Raw genomic sequence first — 19,306 nt, 5'->3', positions numbered from 1 at the left:
TTTTTCCCCAACCCCTGCTTCTTCCTCACTCCCCTTTTTTGTTGTTTCGAGGGCGGTGCCCGGCCGGGCACCGCCCTCGCCGCTGTCTGGGATCACCGCCACGACCCAATTCGGTGTCAGCGCACCAGATTCAGCGTGCGGCGGGCCAGGTCGGAGATACGGGTTCCGTCGTAGCCGGCGACCGAGCTGTGGACGGTGTCGTGGAACGGCGCGGTCCAGTGGGCGGGGATGGCGGCGGCCCCGGCGAGGATGCCCGCCACCGAGCCGGCGGTCGCGCCGTTGGAGTCGGTATCCCAGCCGCCCTGGACGGTGAGGGCGATGGTGCGGGTGAAATCGCCTTCGCCCCAGAGTAATCCGGCGGCGATGAGGCAGGCGTTGCCGATGGCGTGGACCCAGTTGTAGTGGGCGTGGCGGGTGTGGATGGCGGTCACGGCCCCGTCCCAGGACATGCCGCCGCGGTGGTCGTCGGCGACCTCGGACAGGGCCAGTGCCAGGCGGGAGCGGGCGGGGATGACCGAGTACGCGACGGCCAGCGCTGCGGCGGGGCCGGGGGCGGTGAAGGCGGCAGCGATCAGCGCACCCGACCACATGGCGGCCCATAAACCATTGCCCACGTGGGAGATCGAGGCGTCACGAGCCGCCGCGGCGGCCGCGCGGCGGGGTTGTCCGGGATGGGTGTAGCCGTGGACGTCGGCGCGGATGAGCCCGCCGATCCACTCGCGGTAGGGGTTGCGGTAGATGGCGGTGCCGGGCGGGGCGAAACCGTCGATGAGATTGCGGTAGGCGACGCGTTCGGCGGTGTAGGTCTGCAGGAACGGCAGGCGCTCGAGCCAGAGGGCCGCGACGTCATCGGGGGTGAACGACTTCCCGTGCTGCTCCAGCAGATGCAGACCGAGAATCGGGTAGTCGACGTCGTCGTCACGGGGACAGCCGTCGATACGGCCGAGAGTGGCTGTGTGCCAGGATCTTCGGCCATCGGCCTCGGGCGGCAGCGGGCCGGCGACGGGGACGTAGTCGCGCAGCGGATAGGCCCCGCTCGCCTCCAGATACCCGCGGATACGTGCGGGCGTCCAGACGAAGCCGTTCTCCAGGGGTTTGCCCAGCGTGCAGCCGATACAGCGGCCGAGCCAGCCGCCGTGGATGCGGTCCAGCAGCTCCGGCTCGCCCAACGCTGGAATCGAATCCTCTTCGAGGTCAGCCGGATTCGCATGCCACGGCGCGTCCACCCATTCGGTGTAGGGCCAGTCCGGCAGTCGCGGCGCCCGCTCGACCCGATCCAGCAGCCGCCAGCAGGCCCCCGGAATCGCCTGCTCGGTGTGCGTGAGATCGCGTACTTCCTCCGCGAAATCGTCTACCGCGTAACCGGATTCGGCGCGCTGACACCATTCGTAGTACAGCAGGGCGCGCGGATCGGCCTCATGGTGGCCGAAGAAGGCCGACTCTATGGTCACAACACCGCCTGGGTGGCCGCGACCACCTCGGAGAGCAGGGGCAGGGATTCCTCGCGCTGTGGCGCGCGCGCCCACCAGCGGCCCTCATGGGTGTGACGGCCGAATCCGGTGGGCAGGATGACATTACTGCGATGCGGGCCGATGTCGACGCTGTTGCGCTCGAGCAGCTCGAGGCATTCGTCGGACGGGTAGCCGTCGAAGACCGCCAGGAAGGTGCGGCGCGGCGGCTTGTCGCGCACCAGCACCGGACCGGCCAGGCCGCGACTGACCAGTTCGTCAAGGATCAAGGCCCCCAACGGTTCCGGGGTGTTCAGCGCCGCGATGGTGTCGACCAGCGGTAGGACCACGAAGCCCGGTGTGGTCACGTGCACGTGGGGGAGACCGAACAGGGAGCGGTACACACGCGCCCACTCCTGCGGGGTCGTCAGCTCGTCCAACCGCACAATCCACCCCTCGTCCGGGCCCTGCTCCAACGACGGCGATGTCGATCGTCGGCGAGAGCCGACGTTTTCAGTGAAAACCCGTCCCCCGCATCGCACCACCGGTTTGGGTGAATCGTGAGCGAACTGTGGAGAACTTGCGACGCGACGAAGATTGCCAAGTCCACTGAACGGTCTGTTTCCGGGGTAGCCTCGGGGTACAGCCAGGCGTTCCTACCAGGAGGTTCGTCATGCCCTGCGACTTGATGCTGATTGCCTACGACGGCTCCGAGAATGCCCGGCGGGCCGTCGAATACGCGGGACGGTTCCTGGCCGCCGACAGAGCCGTGGTACTGACGGCGTGGGAGCCGATGGTGCGCCAGGCCGCGCGGTTGTCGGGACTGTCCGGGGTGATGCAGCCGGAGTGGATGACCGACGACGAAATAGAGGACATCGCGCTGGTGGACGCCCGGAATATCAATGCCGAAGGCGTGCGGCTGGCCAAGCTGGCGGGCCTGAACGCCGAGGCGCGCACCGCCGAGTGCACCACCACCATCTGGAACGCCATCGTCGAGACCGCCGACGAGCTGAACGTGGACATCATCGTGGCGGGCACCCGCGGGGCCACCGGCATCCGGGCCCTCATGCATTCGAGCGTCGCCGACGCCGTGCTCAAGCACTGCCATCGCCCGGTGCTCATGGTGCCGCCGGGCCGCGAACCCGCCGAAAAACGGGCCTGACGCCGGGAAACCCGGGACGGCCGGGGTCCACGCGCCCCCGGCCGGAGCGGGGCATTGCGGGAAAGATGCTGGGCCGCAACGGAATACCCGTACCTGCCCGGCGGCCCGGTGAGAGATGCGTCGCTCCGCGGTCCGGGCCGTCCGGCCCCGGGGCTATGGTCGAATCATCATGGACGGATTTCTGCTCGCGACGCCGGACGGTGTCGTACGCACCTCTGGCACCCGCGCCGCCTTCGATTCGGCGGCCGCCGCGAGCATGGCGCTGCGGTCCGGGGCAGCCGAGCTGATCGTGGGCGCGCTGCCGTTCGATCCACGCCGTCCCGCCGCCCTGGTGACGCCCGAGCAGGCCGCGCACACCGCCGGACCGTGGCGCCCGGCCGCCCTGCCGGACCTGCCCGAGGTCCGCATCGTCTCCGAAATACCCAGTGCCGCAGAGCATGTCGCGCGCGTCACGAGACTCGTGGCGCAGCTGGGCGATCCGGAGCAGCCGCTGCGCAAGGTGGTGGCGGCCCGGTCGCTGCTGGCCGAGGCACAGGCCCCGCTGGAGCCCGAGGTGATCGCCGCGCACCTGGTGACCCGGCATCCGCGGGCCGCCGTCTACGCCGTCGACCTGTCGGCGGCGGGACGCCCCGGCGACACGCTGCTGGGCGCCACGCCCGAGGTGCTGATCTCCCGGCACGGCCGCGCGGTCACCCTGCACCCGCTGGCCGGCACCCTGCCCCGGCTCGCCGATCCGGAGGCGGACGCGGCCCAAGCCCGGGATTTGCTGGCCAGTACCAAGAATCGCGACGAGCACGCCTTCGTCATCGACTGGATCCGCGAACTGCTGACACCCGTCTGCGCCGAGCTGACCATCCCCGACGGACCCGAACTGCTGTCCACGCCCGAGGTCTGGCACCTGGCCACCCCCATTCGCGGCGTGCTGCGCGATCCGGCCACCACCGCCCTGGACCTCGCGGTCCTGCTGCACCCCACCCCCGCGGTCTGCGGCACCCCGACCGCCCTGGCCCTGGACGCCATCGCCGACCTCGAGGGCGACCGCGGCTTCTACGGCGGCGCGGTCGGCTGGTGCGACGCGGCCGGTGACGGCGACTGGTACGTCGCCATCCGCTGCGCGGAACTCGCCGCCGACGCCTGCTCGCTGCGCGCCTTCGGCGGCGGCGGCATCGTGGCCGCTTCCGACCCGCACACCGAACTCCACGAAACGACCGCCAAGCTCCGCACCTTCCTCGGCGCGCTCACCCGCCTCCCCGAGACCCCTGCGCACGGCTGGGAGCCGTGAGCATTGAGCACGCGTGCCGACGGTTGGGAGCCGAACCCATTCCGGAGGTCCCCGGCGAGTTACTCCACCGTCACCAAATCAGTCGTCACCACGGCATACGACAACATGCCCGCCGAAGGCTCGGGGTTGTGGGGAGCCCGAGGGGCGAAACCTGCTAGGTTGGCCCGGTTACGCATGCGTCCGATGTTGGGAGTACCGCGATGAAGTTTGCCGTTCCTGGTGCAGCGAGTGCTGTCGGTGGAGCCCTGGTCGGGCTGGCGGCGGTCCTGGTCATCACAATGGCGGCTTCGCAGGACAAGCGGCCCGAGATCGATCGCAGCGGCGAGGCGGGCTCGTCGCTATTGAACAACGTTGAGTACGGCTCACGCTGACCGGACGACCTCCGAACCAGGCCAACCCGAAGACTCACAGTCCGATGTGACCGGTCCGGGCGAGGACCGGTCTCCGACGACACTTCAGGACTCTGCCGGCACGGCCCCGCTGGGCCGCCGCTGGCTGCTCGGCAGTGTCATCGCCGCCTTCCTGCTGACCTTCCTGCAGGTGCCCGGGCAGACCGTCGCCGATACGAAATACGATCTGGCGCAGAATCCGCTGGGCTTCCTCGCCCGCGCCTCCCATCTGTGGAGCAGCCAGGCCCCGATGGGGCAGGTGCAGAACCAGGCCTACGGCTACTTCTTCCCGCACGGCGCGTTCTTCTCGCTCGGGCATCTGCTCGGCCTGCCCGGCTGGGCGACCCAGCGCATCTGGTGGGCGCTGCTGCTGCTCGCGGGATTCTGGGGCATCATCCGGCTCTGCGAGACCCTCGGCATCGGCAGCCGGGGCTCGCGGGTGATCGCGGCGGTCGCGTTCGCGTTCTCGCCCCGCGTGCTCACCACACTCGGCTCGATCTCCTCGGAGACGCTGCCGATGATGCTCGCGCCCTGGGTGCTGCTGGCTCCCGCCGCCCTGGGTGTGGCGATGCAGCGCCCCGCGCGGCGTGGCATGGCGACTCCCGCGGGCAGCGCCCTCGCGCTCGCGCTGATGGGTTCGGTGAACGCGGTGGCCACGGCCGCGGCGTTCCTGCCCGCGGCGCTGTGGTGGTTGTCCTACCGGCCGAATCGAGTGTGGTGGCGCTTCACCCGCGCCTGGATTCCGCTGCTGGTGCTGGGCACCTTCTGGTGGGTGGTGCCACTGCTGTTGCTGGGCAAGGTGAGTCCGCCGTTCCTGGACTACATCGAATCCTCCGGCGTGACGACGCAGTGGGCCTCGCTGGGCGAGGTGCTGCGCGGCACCGACAGCTGGACCCCGTTCGTCTCCCCGGAGCGCATCGCGGGCGCGGTGCTGGTGACCCAGCCCGCGGCGGTGCTGGCCACCGGCCTGCTGGCCGCGGCGGGCATGGCCGGTCTGGCCATGCGGTCCATGCCGAATCGTGGCCGGCTCGCCTTGATCCTGATCGTCGGACTGGCCGGCATCTGCGCGGGTTACGCGGGTGAGCTGGGCGGGCCGTTCGCGGAACAGGTACGCGTCTTCCTGGACTCCGGCGGCGCGCCGCTGCGCAATGTGCACAAGCTGGAACCGCTCATCCGGCTGCCGCTGGTGCTGGGACTCGCGCATCTGCTGAGCCGGGTGCCGCTGCCCGCATCGGTGCCGATGCCGGTGTGGCGCAGGGCCTTCGCGCATCCCGAGCGCGACCGCATGGTGGCGGTCGCCGCGCTCATCCTGACGGCGCTGACGCTGTCGACCTCGCTGGCCTGGACCGGCAAGCTCGCCCCGCGCGGCAGCTACGACCGGGTCCCGGCGTACTGGCAGCAGACCGCGGATTGGCTGGCGCACAACGCCTCCGAGACCCGGGCGCTGGTGGTGCCGGGCGCGCCGTTCGGCAGCCAGGTATGGGGTCTGACCCGCGACGAGCCCCTGCAGGCGCTGGCGAGCACCCCGTGGGCGGTGCGGGATTCGGTGCCGCTCAACCCGCCCGGCGCGATCCGCGCCATGGATTCGGTGCAGCGGCTCATTGCCGACGGACGGCCGTCGGCGGGGCTGGCCGCGACGCTGGCCGGGCAGGGCATCGGAATCCTGGTGCTGCGCAACGACCTCGACCCGGACACCTCGCGCTCCACCCGGCCGATGCTGGCCCACCGCGCGCTCGACGGCTCGCCCGGATTGACGAAGGTCGCCCAGTTCGGGAATCCGATCGGGACCGCCAGGGTGGAGGGCCTGGTCGCGGACGGCGATCTGCGCCCGGCATACCCGGCGATCGAGATCTATCGCGTCGGGTCGACCGTGCCCGGCACCCCCGCCCAGGTGCGCAGCGGCGTCGGCGCGCCGACGTCGTTCCCGGGGGCGTTCACCGTCCCGCTGGACAGCGTCCCGGTGATCCAGGGCGGTCCCGAGGTGGTGGAACGGCTGCGTCGCAATCCCGCGGCGCCCGCCGGGCCGGCCGTGCTGGCCGCCGACGCCGCCACCGCCGGACTGCCGGCGGACGGGGTCACCATCACCGACACACCGATGGACCGGGAGACCGACTTCGGGCGGGTCGACAACCACAACTCGGCGCTGCGGGCCCCGGGCGACGCCCGCCGCACCCACAATCTGGTGCCGGACTATCCGGTGCCCGGCGCCCAGCTGGTGGCGGGCGAATGGTCCGGCGCGACCATCACCGCCTCCAGTTCCGCCGGTGACGCCACCCAGCTGGGCGGCGCCGCGCCCGGCAGCTCGACCGCGGCCGTGGTGGACGGCGATCCGGCCACGGCGTGGATCAGCAATGGCGCCGAACACGCTGTCGGGCAATGGCTCCGGCTGGATCTGGACAAGCCGATCAGTTCCGCGGTGCTGCGCCTGACCACCAGCGCGGCCGCCATCGGCAGCCCGGTGAAGTGGGTGGAGGTGGAGACCGCGAAGGGCACGGTGGCGGGGCGCATCACCGAACCCGGTACGCCGGTGGCGATCTCGCTGCCGCCGGGCCGCACCGACTGGATCAAGATCACCGCCGTGCACACCGAGGACGGCAGTGCCGGTGGCCAATTCGGGATCAGCGAACTGAGCCTGGACGATTACGCCGACCGCGAGAACCCGGTGACCGTGGACATCCGGCACCGCACGGTACTGCCGCCCGCCCCCGCCGGCGCGCAGGTGCGCGGCTGGGACCTGGGACAGGAATTCCCCGGCCGCAGCGCCTGTTTCGACTCCCCCGACCGCGTCCGGTGCAGCAAGGGCCTGGCCCTGGCCGCCGAGGAGCCGGGCCTGTTCGAACGCACCCTGCAGGTGCCGCAGCCGGTCACCGTGTCCCCGGACCTGATCGTGCACACCCGTCCCGGTCCGGCGCTGGAGGCGCTGCTCACCGATCAGGACCGGCCCATCGCCCGCGGTCGCGCCGATGTCGGCGACCCGCGCGGCTCCGCCCTTGCGGCCACCGACGGGGACCCGCGCACCAGCTGGACCGCGCCCGAGACCACCGTCCGCAATCCGGCGGGGCCCAAACCCACACTCACCATCGAACTTCCGGCCCCGACCCTGGTGACCGGTCTGGAGGTGACGCCGTCGCGCGGCGATCTGCCCGCGCACCCCACCTCCGTCTCGGTGAATCTCGGCGACGGCCCGCAGGTGCGCACCGTGAATCCGGACTCCGGCGCGACCAGCCGGGTGGACCTGCACCCCTACGTCACCGATCGCATCGAGGTCAGCATCCAGACCTGGGACGGCGTACTCGACCGCACCGCACTGGGTTTCGCGCAGGAGCAGCCGCCCGGCCTGGCCGAGGTGAACGTGCTGGGCCCCGACTACCCCGGCCCCGCCGATCCCGACCGGCTCCTCACCATCGACTGCGCGCACGGGCCCACCATCGCCGCCGCGGGCCGCACCCTGCACACCACGGTGACCGGCACCGCCGCCGAATTGCGTTCCGGCGCACCGCTGCCCGCCACCGTGTGCGCGGCCGACGCGAACAGCGCCGACGATGCGACGAGCGCGAGCGGCTTCGACTTCCCTTCCGGCCGTGTGGATGTCGCGGTCGCGCCGACCGAACTGTTCACCGTCGACGAACTGCGCCTGGACCGCACCCCGGCGCTCGCCCCGGTGGCCGATCCGAACGGCAGCACCGGCACGCAGGTGCTGGTGCTGCCGCTGAGCACGAATGTCGGATGGCAGGCCAAGTCCGCCGACGGCCACCCGCTGCAGCCCGTGGTGATCAACGGCTGGCAGCAGGCGTGGCTGGTGCCGGCCGGCACCAAGGGCCCGGTCACCGTCGCATTCCCCACCGATCGCTGGTACCGCCTGGCCATCTTCGGCGGCCTGCTGTTGCTGATTCCGCTGATCGTGCTGGCATTCCGGGGTGCGCGCTCGCCCGTCCGCGACGATGGGCCGCCGCCGCGCACCTGGCGCAGTCGCACCGTCGCCGGGCTGGGACTGGCCGCCGGGGCCGGTCTCATCGCCGGACCGGTCGCCCTCGTGCTCACCCTGTTCGGCCTGATGGCCGACCGGCTCCGGCCGCAGGTGCTGCCGCGGGCGCTGGTGGCGATCGCGGCCGGCGGTACCGCCATCTCCGCGGCCGCGCTGTCGACCGGGCCCTGGCGTTCGTTCGAGGGCTATGCCGGCGGTTCGTTGTGGGTGCAGTTCCCGGCGCTGGTCGCGGTGATCGCGGTGGGGATCGCGGCCCTGCCGCCACGCCGCTGAATCAGCGTGCCGCCCCGCCGCTGAATCGTGCTGCCGCTCAACCGAAGCGGCGGCGTGTCCAATGCCGCACGGGTTCCTCGACGAGGGCGTAGCTGGCGGCCGCCAGCGGCAGCGTGAAGGCCACGGTCAACAGGTAGACCACCACGAAATGCCCGTGGAACGGCACGATGCCGAATACCGGGAAGATGATCGACAGTACGGCCAGATGCCAGATGAAGATGCCGTACGACCAGCGTCCGAGGGTCGCGGCGACCCGGCCCTCCAGCACCCGGTGCCGCCGATCGGGCCGCAGCACCAGCGGGGCCAGCAGGCCGAACCCGATGACCGCGCCGAGCGCCATCTTCATGACGTACTGCCACGGCTGCCCGTGCACGAGACCGGCCGGACCCGCCAGATCGGTGGCCGCCAGCAGCATGGCCACGAAGGCGAGCGGCCACATCAGCCACTGGTTCCCGGCCACCCGCCGCCAGCGCGGGGCGGGCAGGTCGGCGAGTTCGGCCAGCAGCATGCCCGCCGCGAACCACGGCAGATAGCCCGGCAGCCAGTTGTCGGCGTGAATGCCCTCGGGCGTGGGCACCGGCAGGAAGTTCCAGCCCAGGCACAGCAATCCCAGTCCCAGCACCACCGGCACCCGCAGCCGCGCCCGTTGCCCGCGCAACCAGACCAGGGCGAACGCCAGCAGCGGAAGCACAAGGTAGAAGGCGACTTCCACCGAGAGGCTCCACATCTGGGTGAGACCGTCGGTCAGGGTGAAGGGCACGAACACCTGCAGCAGACCGAGATTCGACAGCCACACCCGCAAGCCCGCGGTGTGCGCCGCGCTGGGCAGCAGGATCAGCACCACGCCCACGACCACCCAGTAGGCGGGCAGGATGCGGGCCGCGCGATGCAGTAGATACCGTCCGGCGCTCGGCGCGCGGCCCTGTCCCCGGGCCGCGGCGGCGTGCGGGCGCCACAGCAGGAATCCCGACAGCGCGAAGAACACCGCGACCGCCATGTCGAATCGCTCCCACACCCGGCCCAGCACCGGCTGCCCGGTGGCGCCGGTCTGGAAGGCCACGTGGGTGAGCACCACCCCCAGCGCCGCCAGCGCGCGCATGCCCTCGAGTGCCGGAACGAAGCGACCCAGACGGGCCGCGGGCGGCTCGGCCGGGATCGGGTTCGTCTCGGGATTCAGGGTGGTCGTCATCGCGCCCCAGTCTGCCCTGTCGCCGTTCGCCCGAGCGCCCGGCCGCCTCCGCACGACTGCACCGGGCGGCTATTTCGGGGAGTTTTCCGGCCTCGGCCACCCTCTGGGACCGCTCGGACTGTTAGTGTCTGGGCTCACGAGTGCTGCGCGGCGACCGCAGTACTGGAGGAAACACGTGTTCGACGACGAGGAGAACCTGCATGGCACTCAGTGCCGGTACCAGAAGGACGGTGGCCTGCGTACTCGTGGGGCTCGGTGCGATGCTGCTCGTCGCCGCGATCATGGTCCCCACCTATACGGTCAGTCGGCTGGCGAAGACCCCGCTGGACCTGGAGATCACGACCGTCGCGACCAATCCGCAGAACGGCGCTCCCAGTGAGGTGCTGGACTCCAAGTCGCTGACCTCGGGAACGGGCTCGGCGAAGGTGGACCAGAACGTCCCGCTCGTCTCGCAGCGCTTCCTCACCGTCGAAGACCCGTCGGACGCTTCGGAAATGACCATCCAGGCCGGTCAGACCCTGCGTCGCACCGACAAGCAGGGCGACACCGGCCTGCTGACCGCGACCATCGACCGCGTCACCGTAAACCGCAAGACCGGTGAGCCGGTGGAGTCGGTGGACGGCGGCCCCAACGGTGCGATCGCCGTGACGGTCGACAAGAAGGGCGAGAGCGTGATGGACCCGGTGCAGCACACCGGCCTCCAGTACCGCTTCCCGATCGGCACGGACAAGAAGACCTACCCGTACTTCGACCTGAACGTGCGCAAGACCTACGACATCAACTATGTCGAAGAGACCGAGATCAACAATCTGAAGGTCTACCACTTCCAGATGGCCGTGCCGGTCACCGATCTCTCCACCGTCGCCAACTCGCCGACCAACAAGCTGACCCTGCCCGCCGAGAAGTGGGGCGTCGAGGGCGACGGCGACGTCACCATGGCGCGCTTCTACACCAACACCCGCGACCTGTGGGTCGAGCCGCAGACCGGCACCGTCATCAAGGGCCAGGAGCAGATCCACCTGTTCTACGCCCGCAGCGGTGACAAGCCCGAGGTGACCGCCCTGAAGTCGACCCTGGTGTTCGACGAGAACACCATCGAGTCGCAGATCTCGGTGGCCAAGGACAACATGGACAAGCTGTCGCTGTACGGCCGCATCCTGCCGATCATCCTCGGCGTCCTCGCCCTGGTGTTCCTGATCGTCGGCCTGCTGCTCGGCTTCCTCGGCAAGAACGGCAACGGGCGCACCCCGGTCCGCCGCGTCGCCCCGTCCCCGTCCGGCGGTCCCGGCAACTTCGACGCCCCGACCCAGCAGATCGACATGAACAAGAAGCCCTAGCGGCTCCCGGTTCACCGCGGCCCAGCACCTGTGAAGGTGCTGGGCCGCTTCCGTTTCCGCCCGAGGCGCTGCGGAGAGTCCCGCGCCGGCCGGTGCCGGCGCCACCGGGGCGGGAGCGAGGCGCAGGGGTGCGCGGCCGGAGTGGTCGAGACGGATGGGAGCATTGCGGGCGTGCCCGTTGTACGCCGTCTGCCCGTGGTCAAGGACCTGACCTTGGTGACGGCGGGGGCGATGACCGCGAATGTGGCGGGCTACCTGTTGCAGCTGCTGGCCAGCCGATGGCTGGGGGTGTCGGGGTACAGCTCGTTCGCGAGCCTGCTGGCGGTGCAGATGCTGTGCGCGGTGCCCGCGCTCGCGTTGCAGAACGTGGTCGCGCGGGAGGTGGTGCGGGGTGCACCGGTGCGCGCCGCGCGAGAATTGACCGCGCGCTGCGCCGGCCTGGTCGCGGTGGTGGCGCTGGTGCTGGTTCCGGTGGTCGGCGCGGTGCTGAAGGTCGGCGTGGCGGCGTCGGCGGGTGCGCTGTGTTCCGCGCCGGCCCTGGTGCTGCTCGCGGGCGAGCAGGGAATCCTGCAGGGGCGCAGCCGGTTCCGGGAGCTGGCCACCGTACTGGGCGGAGCGGCCATCGTCCGGGTGACGCCCGCCCTGATCGTTCTGGCCTGCGGTTTCGGTTCGGCGCCCGCGCTGTGGGCCGGCGCGGGTGGTGCCACCCTGGCGGCGATCGTGGCCCGCCGGATCACCGATCGCGCGCTGACCGACCACGGCCGCGAGGCCGACGCGATCCTGCCGAACGACAGCGACGGCAACACCTCCGGCTCGCCGACTTGGTCGAGTCCCGCTGTCACCGGGCAAGTTCCGGCCGTAGCCCCGCTCCCGGGAGCAGATTCCGGATCCGCGGCACCGCGCCGGACAGCGGCCTTGGGCCTCGGCGTGGCGGCGGTGTTCCGGGCCGTGCAGGTGCAAGCCGCCTTGACCGCTTTATCGGCGGCGGATCTGCTGGTGTCGCGAATCATCCTGGACGAGAACGACGCCGGACGTTATGCGCTGGGGGCCATTGCCGCGAAGATCGCGTTCTGGCTGCCGCAGGCGGTCGGCGTGGTGCTGTATCCGAAGATGGCGCAGCCGCAGCACTCCGTACGCGCCGTGCGGTCGGCGCTGGCGGTGCTGGTGGGGATCGGGGCCGTCACGGTCCTCGGGGCGGCGGTGGCCGCCCCACTGGCGCCGCTGTTCGCGGGGCGCGATTACGCACCGATCGAGGGACTGCTGTGGCTGTTCGCGCTCGAGGGCGCGCTGCTGGCGGTCCTGCAGGCCGCCCTGCTGTCGGCGATCGCCGCCGACCGGACGGCACCGGCCGCTATCACCTGGGTCGGGCTCGGCGTGGGGAGCGCGGTCATGCTGACCTGCGCGCACTCGGTGCTGTCGCTGATCGTCATCGCCACGGCGACGGCTGCCCTCACGACGCTGGTGATCACCGGCCTGGCCCTGCGGGGCGCGCGCGACGAGACCGAGAACCCAACGCGGGTCCCCGAACTCGGGCCGAACGGAACGTAGGGTGCCGGTGTGAGTTCGCAGGGTCGGGAGCGGGGTTGGGTCAGGTTGGTACCCGCCGGGTACAGCCTGGTGCTCGCGCTGATCGTGCTGGGGCCACTGCTCGGGTCCGGATACCTGCTGCTGCGGGACGCGGTCAGTACACCGCGGTCGTATCTCACCGATTCCGCGCTGGGGCTCGGCGATGCCGCGCCGCGCGCCGTGCCGCAGGACGCGCTGATCGCCGTCGGATCGACCGTGGTGGACGGCGGCCTCCTCGTGAAAGCGTTGCTGCTGACCGCGCTGTGGCTGGCCGGCTGGGGTGCGGCCTGCCTGGCCCGCGACCTGCTCCGGGTATCGCTGGGCCCGCAGCTGGTGGCGGCGACCGTCGCCATCTGGAATCCCTATGTGGCGGAGCGCCTTCTACAGGGCCATTGGAGCCTCCTCACCGGCTATGCGGCGCTGCCCTGGATCGCCCTGCTCGCCACTCGCTTACGCGCGCGCTCCGCAACGGCCGGACGGGCGGGCGGGCTCGGCACGTGGGCCGGGCTGGCCGGGTGTCTCGCCGCGGCGGGGCTCACGCCGACCGGATCGCTGCTCGCGGGGCTGGTGGCACTACTGCTGGTCGGCAAGCGGAATCTGCCTGTCACGGCGGCACTGTGGATCCTGTCGGCGGCCCCGTGGCTGACAGCGACGGCACTGTCGGGTGCGGGCGCGGAACCCTCGGATCCGGCGGGCATCGCCGCCTTCGCAGCCCGCGCGGAACCGTGGCTCGGCACGCTCGGCAGCCTCGCCGGTCTGGGCGGCATCTGGAACAGCACCGCCGTACCCGGGTCGCGCACAACCTTCTTCGCCCTGGTCGCAACTGTGCTCCTGCTCGCTCTGGTGGCAAGCGGCGTACGCGCGGTCCTCGGCGCCGGCACGGACTCCGAATCCCGTTCGAGCGCAGCGGCCCGCAAGCGGGATCGCACCGACGTGCGGGCGGACGACACGGCCGAACCGGGCAGCGTGCCAGATGCGGACGTCGAATCTCGTTCGGGCACAGCGGCCCACGGCCCGGATCACCCCGACCTACGGCCGGACGACACGGCCGAGCCGGGCGACGTGCCGGATGGTGAATCGTCCCGGGATCCGATGCACGACGAGGCGCGGGTCGCGCGGCGGCGGCTGGTCTGGCTGGCGGTGGCGGCGATCGTGCTGCCCGCGCTGGGGGCGACCGGGTGGGGGTTGTCGGCGGGTGAGTTTCTGGTGACGAGGGTGCCGGGGGCCGGGCTGCTGCGGGATACCCAGAAGTTCGTGGCGCTGGCCGTTCCCGCGTATGCCCTGTGCGCGGCCGCCGGATGCCGGGTGGTGGGGCGCTGGATTTCCAGCATGGTCGTGGATGGTGTGAGCGCCGCGTCGCCGCGGGCGCGAACCGGCGGGGCCGCAGTGCTTTTCCTCGCGATCCTGTTCCTCACGCTGCCGGATCTGGCGTGGGGAGTCGGGGGCGCGTTGCGGCCGGTGCAGTATCCGGCCGGATGGCAGCGGGTGGCCGAGGCGGTCGACGCGCCGGGTGATGTCGCGGTGCTGCCGGGCGGGATGTTCCGGAAGTTCCGGTATTCGGGCAGTGCGCCGGTCCTGGATCCGGCTCCGCGCCTGCTGAAGCGAGATGTGCTGCAAACCGGTGAACTTCCCGTGCGCGGCGGCGTGGTGTCCGGCGAGGGCGAGCGGGCCCGGAAGGTGGAGAACCTGTTGTTGCACGGCGGGTCCGCGAACCGGCTGGCCGAGCTGGGGGTCGGCTGGGTGCTGGTCGAGGGCGGTACGCCCGGACCGATGGGTGAATCGAAAACCACTCTGGCGCAGTTGAATCCGGTCTACGCCGACCGGGATGTGCAGCTGTACCGGGTACCCGGCGATATCGCCGCCCACGACGCCTCGGCCGCGAACCGCCGCCTGTCGGGCGCCGCGCATCTGCTGTGGGCCGCGCTGCTGACCGGCGGATTCCTCACCGCCGCAATCTGTTCCGTAACGCGGCGATCAGTCCCGCGGAAATCCGAGCGCGAATCCCACCCCGATCACGACAATGCTGACTGACGCAATGACGAGAATGATCCACATGCCTCGATGCTATGAACCGTAGGAGAAACGCGTCGCGGCTTTGCCGAATTGCGATGCCCGCGAATCACACTCGCGCGGGCGGCGCGATCAATCCGCTCACCCGCTCGCCGCGTGTCACCGCGGACAGCACCTCGTAGACGCCGTTCCCGGTCTGTTCCCAGGAGAATTCCCGCGCCCGCGCCCGCGCCTTCTCCCCCAGCACCATCCGGGACTCCGGATCGCCGAGCAGTTCGCCCACGGCCTCGACGAGCTGGGCCGGATCGTCGACCAGCAGCCCGGTCACGCCGTCCACGATGGAGTCGGTGAGCCCGCGTGAACTGCGGTACCCGACCGTGGGCACCCCGTGCTGGGCCGCCTCGATGACCGCCAGCCCCCAGCCCTCCTTGCGTGAGGGCAGCACATGTACCCAGGCGCGGCCCAGCAGCCGGTGCTTCTCGTCCTCGTCGACGTGGCCGTGGAAGGTGACCGCGTCGGCGATCCCGAGCTCGTGCGCGTGGGCGCGCAGATTGGGGGCCCACCAGCCGGCGCCGATCACGTCCAGGTGCAGGCCCGGGATCCGCCCGCGCAGCCCGGCCACCACGGCCATGGCGTCCTCGATCTGCTTGTGCGGCACCAGCCGCGAGAGCACCACGATGCTGGGGTGCGCGGTGCGGGTGGCGTCGTCGCCGGCCGGCACCTGCGCGGGGATCGGTTCGGCGCCATTGCGCACCACCGCGATCCGCGTCCCGGCCACCCCGAGCGCGGTCAGCTCCTCGGCCGACGGCAGCGAAACCGTCAGGTACTGATTGCCGCGGTGCACACGCGGTGACAGCCGCGATTCGATCCACCAGCCGATCCGCCCGACCAGCCGCCCGGCCACCGGCCACTGCTCGCGGTGCCCGTGATGCACGAGCACCACGGTCGGCGCGGCCGTGGCGGCCCGGGCGAAGAAGGGGATGCCGTTCTGGGTGTCGATGACCGCGTCGGGCCGCAACCCCTTGAGCGGGCCGATCCCGAACCGGCCCAGCGCGATGGCCGCCAGCGCCCTCGGATACACCGTGAACCGCCCACCGCCGCGGCTGATCTCGATGCCGTCGATCGACTCCCGCCTTGCCGCACCCGGATAGCCCGCGGTCCGCAGCGTGACCTTGACACCGCGTGCGGCCAGCTGCGCCCCGACCTGCTCCAGATATCGCTCGCTCCCGCCACCCTGTGGATGCCCGGTGTCGCGCCAGCACAGCAGCAGCACTTCATGCACGGGCGGATTCTCCAGGGGTCAGGGTCGGTCGGGGACAGGCAGACAATGGGCTCCACCATATAGCCCGCCCGCCCGTTCCGGGCCAGCAGCGGTCATCCGACCTGCGCGTGCCGCGAATCGATGCCGGGGTGCGAGGTTGCGAGCGGGTGTCCGGGCCGGTGCGCGGCTGTGCGAAACTTGCCGCCGTGCTTCGAGCCGATCAGACCAGACCGCGCCGCCCGCGATTCGCCCGCCGGGCGACGCTGCGCCGGTCGCTACGGCTGCTGAGCAGTTTCCGGTTCGAGCAGACCGATCCGGCCGTGTTCTACGGCGGGGTGGCGGCCGATACCGCCGATCTGGTGTCGGACTTCTACCGGGATCTGACCGGGAAGTCGCTGCGCGGGACGATCGTGCTGGATGTGGGCGGCGGTCCGGGCTATTTCGCGGAAGAGTTCGGCCGGGCGGGGGCCCGCTATCTGCCGGTGGAGCCGGATCCGTCGGAGATGCACGCGGCCGGTTTGCGGGTCGCGGGCTCGGTGCGCGGGTCGGGGATGGCGCTGCCGTTCCGCGATGACGCGGTGGAGGTCTGCATCTCCTCGAATGTGGCCGAGCACGTGCCGCAGCCGTGGGTGATGGCCGCGGAGATGCTGCGGGTCACCAAACCCGGTGGCCTCATGGTCTTTTCGTACACGGTGTGGCACGGGCCGTTCGGTGGCCACGAGACCGGGCCGTGGCATTACCTGGGCGGGGAGTACGCGGCGCGGCGGTATCGGCGCAAGCACGGGCGGGAGCCCAAGAACCGTTTCGGGCGTTCGCTGTTCGCGGTGCGGGCGGTCGAGGGCGTGCGGTGGGCGCGCGAAACTCCGGACGACATCGGGATTCTCGCGGTGTTCCCGCGCTATCACCCGCGCTGGGCCTGGTGGATGGTGCACGTCCCGGTACTGCGGGAGCTGCTGGTCAGCAACCTGGTGGTGGTGGCGACCAAGCGGCCGCGGTCAGCGTATGGAGAATCCGCGCCGCCAGATCCGGCGTAGGCCGGTGCAGGGTTCGGGTTCGCCCCACGGTGACTCCTGGGTAGCCAACCCGACCGTCTCCAAGGCGGTCAGGCCGACCTGACCGGCGAGCGCATTCACGGTGGCAACCGCTTCGGCCGCCTGTAACGCGGCGGCGGCTTGCTCGGTGGTCAGGGTCCGGCCCGGCAGGAAGGACACCACCCAACCGCCTGCGCCGACGCTTTTCGCCTGATGCGGCGTGAGATCACTGGTCATCAGCGATCTGCCGACCACTTGCACCGCCATGACTCGGACTCCCCTGTGCGGTAACGGTTCATGAATCGAGCGAGCTATCCACGGTAGCTATAAAGCATGCTCGCTACGGCTGCCGAATGCAATAGTGCGTTCGGTGAAAAGCCAACCAACAGGTCGGAATTCGATATTGCGGACTGCTACCAGTTTGCCGCAAGGATGCGGAAGGGCTTGCAGTCCTGCATATCCGGAGCGGATCAGTCCTCGGGCAGCAGGAGTCGAAAGACGGGTTGCCCCTTCCGGACCGTCGGATAGGTGGCCTCCACCACCTCGACCTGCCACCCCGGCGGCAGCACCCGCTGCAACTGACCGGCAGCCCGCTGCATGGGAGTGCTGATACCCGGTGAGTCGACATCGGAGAGCTCGGCGAGCAGGAAATCGACAAGGCGCACATCGGACATGCGGGGATCTACCTTTCGAAGAGCTAATAGATAGCAACCGACCAGAATGGTGGAGAAAGGCGTACTGGACCGAGCATAGGCCACGTCCGGGCAACCCCGAATCCGAATCAGGTTTCGCCGCGCCGCTGACCGGGCGGCTTAGAAACCGAGGAGTCCCATTTCAAAGAAGGTCCCGGTCAGCGGGACATTTGCCCCACATGCCGGGGACAGCGCCGAGCGCAAAACTGTAACGTGTTCTCATGGAGTACCAGAGTCTGTTCATCGGTGGCCGCTGGACCGCGCCGGCCGGCGCCGACACCCTGCCCGTCGTCTCGCCCGCAACCCTGGAAACCGTCGGCAGCGTGCCCGTCGTCACCCGCGCCGACGTCGACGCCGCGGTCGCCGCGGCCCGCCGGGCCTTCGACAGCGGACCCTGGCCGGCCACCCCGCCGGAGGAGCGCGCCGCCCTGCTGACCCGCGTCGTCGCCCTGCTCGATCAGAAGGCCGGCGACCTCGCCGCCGCCCTCTCCGCCGAGATGGGCACGCCCACCCTGGCCGCGAGCACCCTCAACTACGTCCCCGCCCGCGCCACCCTCGACTTCTACGCCGGACTCGGAAAGTCCTTCCCCTGGACCGAATCTCGCACCGGCCTGTTCGGCACCACCCGGGTCTCTCGCGAACCGGTCGGCGTGGTCGCCGCCGTGATCGCCTGGAATGTCCCGCTCTTCCTGGCCGTCAACAAGCTCGCGCCCGCCCTGCTGGCCGGCTGCAGCGTCGTCCTCAAGCCCGCGCCGCTCACCCCGCTGGCCGCCAACCTGCTCGCCGACATCTTCGCCGAGGCCGGGCTGCCCGAGGGCGTGCTGTCGGTGCTGCCCGCCGAGGCCGACGCCGCCGAATACCTGGTCTCCCACCCGGGCGTGGACAAGGTCACCTTCACCGGCAGTACCGCGGTCGGCCGCAAGATCGCCGCCATCGCGGGCAGCCAGCTCAAGCGCTGCTCGCTGGAACTGGGCGGCAAGTCCGCCGCGATCCTGTTGCCCGACATGGACATTGCCGACATGCCCAAGCTCGCCTTCGCGGGCCTGATGAACAGCGGCCAGGCCTGCGTGGCCCAGACCCGCATCCTCGCCCCGCGCGGCCGCTACGACGAAATCCTCGACGCCCTTACCGCTTCCGTGGGCCTGCTCCCGGTCGGCCTGCCCGACGACCCCAATGCCCAACTGGGCCCGCTCATCTCGGAGAAGCAGCGCGAGCGCGTCGAGGGCTACATCGCCAAGGGCCAGGACGAGGGCGCGCGCCTGATCCTGGGCGGCGACCGCCCCGCCGACCTCCCCGGCTGGTACGTCCGCCCCACCGTCTTCGCCGACGTCACCAATGCCATGACCATCGCCCGCGAGGAGATCTTCGGCCCGGTCCTCTCGGTCCTGCCCTACGACACCGAGGAGGAGGCCGTCGCCATCGCCAACGACAGCGACTACGGCCTCGCCGGCTCGGTCTGGACCACCGACATCGAGCACGGCGCCGCCATCGCGGCCAAGGTCCGCACCGGCACCTACGCCATCAACTGGTACGCCTTCGACCCCTGCGCCCCCTTCGGCGGCTACAAGACCTCCGGCATCGGCCGCGAGAACGGCCCCGAGGGCCTCGACGCCTACTGCGAGCAGAAGTCCCTGCTCATGCCGATGGGCAGCTGATCCACGCTCGTAAAACGCGAAGAAGG

The 19,306-nt window shown here is 70.8% G+C and carries 15 protein-coding genes; 9 read left to right on the top strand and 6 right to left on the bottom strand.

Annotated features, from left to right (window positions below; genetic code table 11):
- Positions 1 to 116: 116 nt before the first annotated feature.
- Positions 117 to 1,451 carry an ADP-ribosylglycohydrolase family protein gene (locus ACWEKS_RS17685; protein WP_452341065.1) on the bottom strand — a complete coding sequence of 445 codons (1,335 nt, stop codon included), beginning with the start codon at positions 1,449 to 1,451 and terminating at the stop codon, positions 117 to 119.
- Complete coding sequence (locus ACWEKS_RS17680) at positions 1,448 to 1,888, bottom strand: hypothetical protein (RefSeq protein ID WP_452341064.1); 441 nt, start codon at positions 1,886 to 1,888, stop codon at positions 1,448 to 1,450. The genes ACWEKS_RS17685 and ACWEKS_RS17680 overlap by 4 nt, the downstream gene beginning before the upstream one ends.
- A gap of 233 nt (positions 1,889 to 2,121) precedes the next feature.
- On the opposite strand from ACWEKS_RS17680, the gene ACWEKS_RS17675 reads away from it, so the two are divergent.
- The 4 genes from ACWEKS_RS17675 (at position 2,122) to ACWEKS_RS17660 (ending at position 8,539) form a co-directional block, all read left to right on the top strand.
- Positions 2,122 to 2,610, top strand: coding sequence for a universal stress protein (locus tag ACWEKS_RS17675; RefSeq protein ID WP_364609603.1), 489 nt, complete (start codon positions 2,122 to 2,124; stop codon positions 2,608 to 2,610).
- 169 nt (positions 2,611 to 2,779) lie between these two features.
- Positions 2,780 to 3,892, top strand: a complete 1,113-nt coding sequence (locus ACWEKS_RS17670) for an isochorismate synthase (RefSeq protein WP_452341063.1) — start codon at positions 2,780 to 2,782, stop codon at positions 3,890 to 3,892.
- Between the two features lie 200 nt (positions 3,893 to 4,092).
- The gene (locus ACWEKS_RS17665; protein ID WP_354841234.1) at positions 4,093 to 4,263 is read left to right on the top strand and encodes a DUF2613 domain-containing protein; all 171 of its coding nucleotides are present in this window, start codon (positions 4,093 to 4,095) and stop codon (positions 4,261 to 4,263) included.
- A 46-nt stretch (positions 4,264 to 4,309) separates the two neighbouring features.
- Complete coding sequence (locus ACWEKS_RS17660) at positions 4,310 to 8,539, top strand: alpha-(1->3)-arabinofuranosyltransferase (RefSeq protein WP_452341062.1); 4,230 nt, start codon at positions 4,310 to 4,312, stop codon at positions 8,537 to 8,539.
- Positions 8,540 to 8,576: 37 nt separating this feature from the next.
- Here the strand turns inward: ACWEKS_RS17660 and ACWEKS_RS17655 are convergent, their stop codons facing one another.
- On the bottom strand, positions 8,577 to 9,728 hold the full coding sequence (locus tag ACWEKS_RS17655; protein ID WP_452341061.1) for an acyltransferase family protein: 1,152 nt from the start codon (positions 9,726 to 9,728) through the stop codon (positions 8,577 to 8,579).
- Positions 9,729 to 9,928: 200 nt separating this feature from the next.
- Between ACWEKS_RS17655 and ACWEKS_RS17650 the strand changes: the two genes are divergently transcribed.
- The 3 genes from ACWEKS_RS17650 to ACWEKS_RS17640 all read left to right on the top strand — a co-directional run bounded on the left by ACWEKS_RS17650 (position 9,929) and on the right by ACWEKS_RS17640 (position 14,662).
- Positions 9,929 to 11,065 (top strand): DUF3068 domain-containing protein, encoded by a 1,137-nt coding sequence (locus tag ACWEKS_RS17650; protein ID WP_452341060.1) that lies wholly within the window; start codon positions 9,929 to 9,931, stop codon positions 11,063 to 11,065.
- Between the two features lie 171 nt (positions 11,066 to 11,236).
- Complete coding sequence (locus ACWEKS_RS17645) at positions 11,237 to 12,613, top strand: polysaccharide biosynthesis protein (RefSeq protein WP_452341059.1); 1,377 nt, start codon at positions 11,237 to 11,239, stop codon at positions 12,611 to 12,613.
- Positions 12,614 to 12,622: 9 nt separating this feature from the next.
- The gene (locus tag ACWEKS_RS17640) at positions 12,623 to 14,662 is read left to right on the top strand and encodes a hypothetical protein (RefSeq protein WP_452341058.1); all 2,040 of its coding nucleotides are present in this window, start codon (positions 12,623 to 12,625) and stop codon (positions 14,660 to 14,662) included.
- 88 nt (positions 14,663 to 14,750) lie between these two features.
- Here the strand turns inward: ACWEKS_RS17640 and ACWEKS_RS17635 are convergent, their stop codons facing one another.
- Entirely contained in the window at positions 14,751 to 15,923 is a 1,173-nt protein-coding gene (locus ACWEKS_RS17635; RefSeq protein ID WP_452341057.1) for a glycosyltransferase family 4 protein, read from the bottom strand.
- 185 nt (positions 15,924 to 16,108) lie between these two features.
- On the opposite strand from ACWEKS_RS17635, the gene ACWEKS_RS17630 reads away from it, so the two are divergent.
- Entirely contained in the window at positions 16,109 to 16,936 is an 828-nt protein-coding gene (locus ACWEKS_RS17630; protein WP_452341056.1) for a class I SAM-dependent methyltransferase, read from the top strand.
- Here the strand turns inward: ACWEKS_RS17630 and ACWEKS_RS17625 are convergent.
- Positions 16,898 to 17,200, bottom strand: coding sequence for a hypothetical protein (locus ACWEKS_RS17625; RefSeq protein ID WP_354841217.1), 303 nt, complete (start codon positions 17,198 to 17,200; stop codon positions 16,898 to 16,900). The two genes, ACWEKS_RS17630 and ACWEKS_RS17625, sit on opposite strands and share 39 nt — an antisense overlap.
- Before the next feature lie 203 nt (positions 17,201 to 17,403).
- Positions 17,404 to 17,607, bottom strand: coding sequence for a hypothetical protein (locus tag ACWEKS_RS17620; RefSeq protein ID WP_452341055.1), 204 nt, complete (start codon positions 17,605 to 17,607; stop codon positions 17,404 to 17,406).
- A gap of 239 nt (positions 17,608 to 17,846) precedes the next feature.
- On the opposite strand from ACWEKS_RS17620, the gene ACWEKS_RS17615 reads away from it, so the two are divergent.
- The gene (locus ACWEKS_RS17615) at positions 17,847 to 19,280 is read left to right on the top strand and encodes an aldehyde dehydrogenase (protein ID WP_452341054.1); all 1,434 of its coding nucleotides are present in this window, start codon (positions 17,847 to 17,849) and stop codon (positions 19,278 to 19,280) included.
- The last annotated feature ends 26 nt before the right edge of the window (positions 19,281 to 19,306 follow it).

The sequence above is a fragment of the Nocardia sp. NPDC004711 genome, from assembly GCF_053601595.1.
Note: the sequence above shows the minus strand (reverse complement) of the source record. Positions and strands in the feature narration are given on the sequence as shown.

Coding starts and splice junctions, on each gene's coding strand:
- ACWEKS_RS17665 (WP_354841234.1), top strand. CDS start 4,093: ATGAAGTTTGCCGTTCCTGGTGCAGCGAGTGCTGTCGGTGGAGCCCTG.
- ACWEKS_RS17625 (WP_354841217.1), bottom strand. CDS start 17,200: ATGGCGGTGCAAGTGGTCGGCAGATCGCTGATGACCAGTGATCTCACG.
- ACWEKS_RS17650 (WP_452341060.1), top strand. CDS start 9,929: ATGGCACTCAGTGCCGGTACCAGAAGGACGGTGGCCTGCGTACTCGTG.
- ACWEKS_RS17620 (WP_452341055.1), bottom strand. CDS start 17,607: ATGTCCGATGTGCGCCTTGTCGATTTCCTGCTCGCCGAGCTCTCCGAT.
- ACWEKS_RS17670 (WP_452341063.1), top strand. CDS start 2,780: ATGGACGGATTTCTGCTCGCGACGCCGGACGGTGTCGTACGCACCTCT.
- ACWEKS_RS17655 (WP_452341061.1), bottom strand. CDS start 9,728: ATGACGACCACCCTGAATCCCGAGACGAACCCGATCCCGGCCGAGCCG.
- ACWEKS_RS17615 (WP_452341054.1), top strand. CDS start 17,847: ATGGAGTACCAGAGTCTGTTCATCGGTGGCCGCTGGACCGCGCCGGCC.
- ACWEKS_RS17675 (WP_364609603.1), top strand. CDS start 2,122: ATGCCCTGCGACTTGATGCTGATTGCCTACGACGGCTCCGAGAATGCC.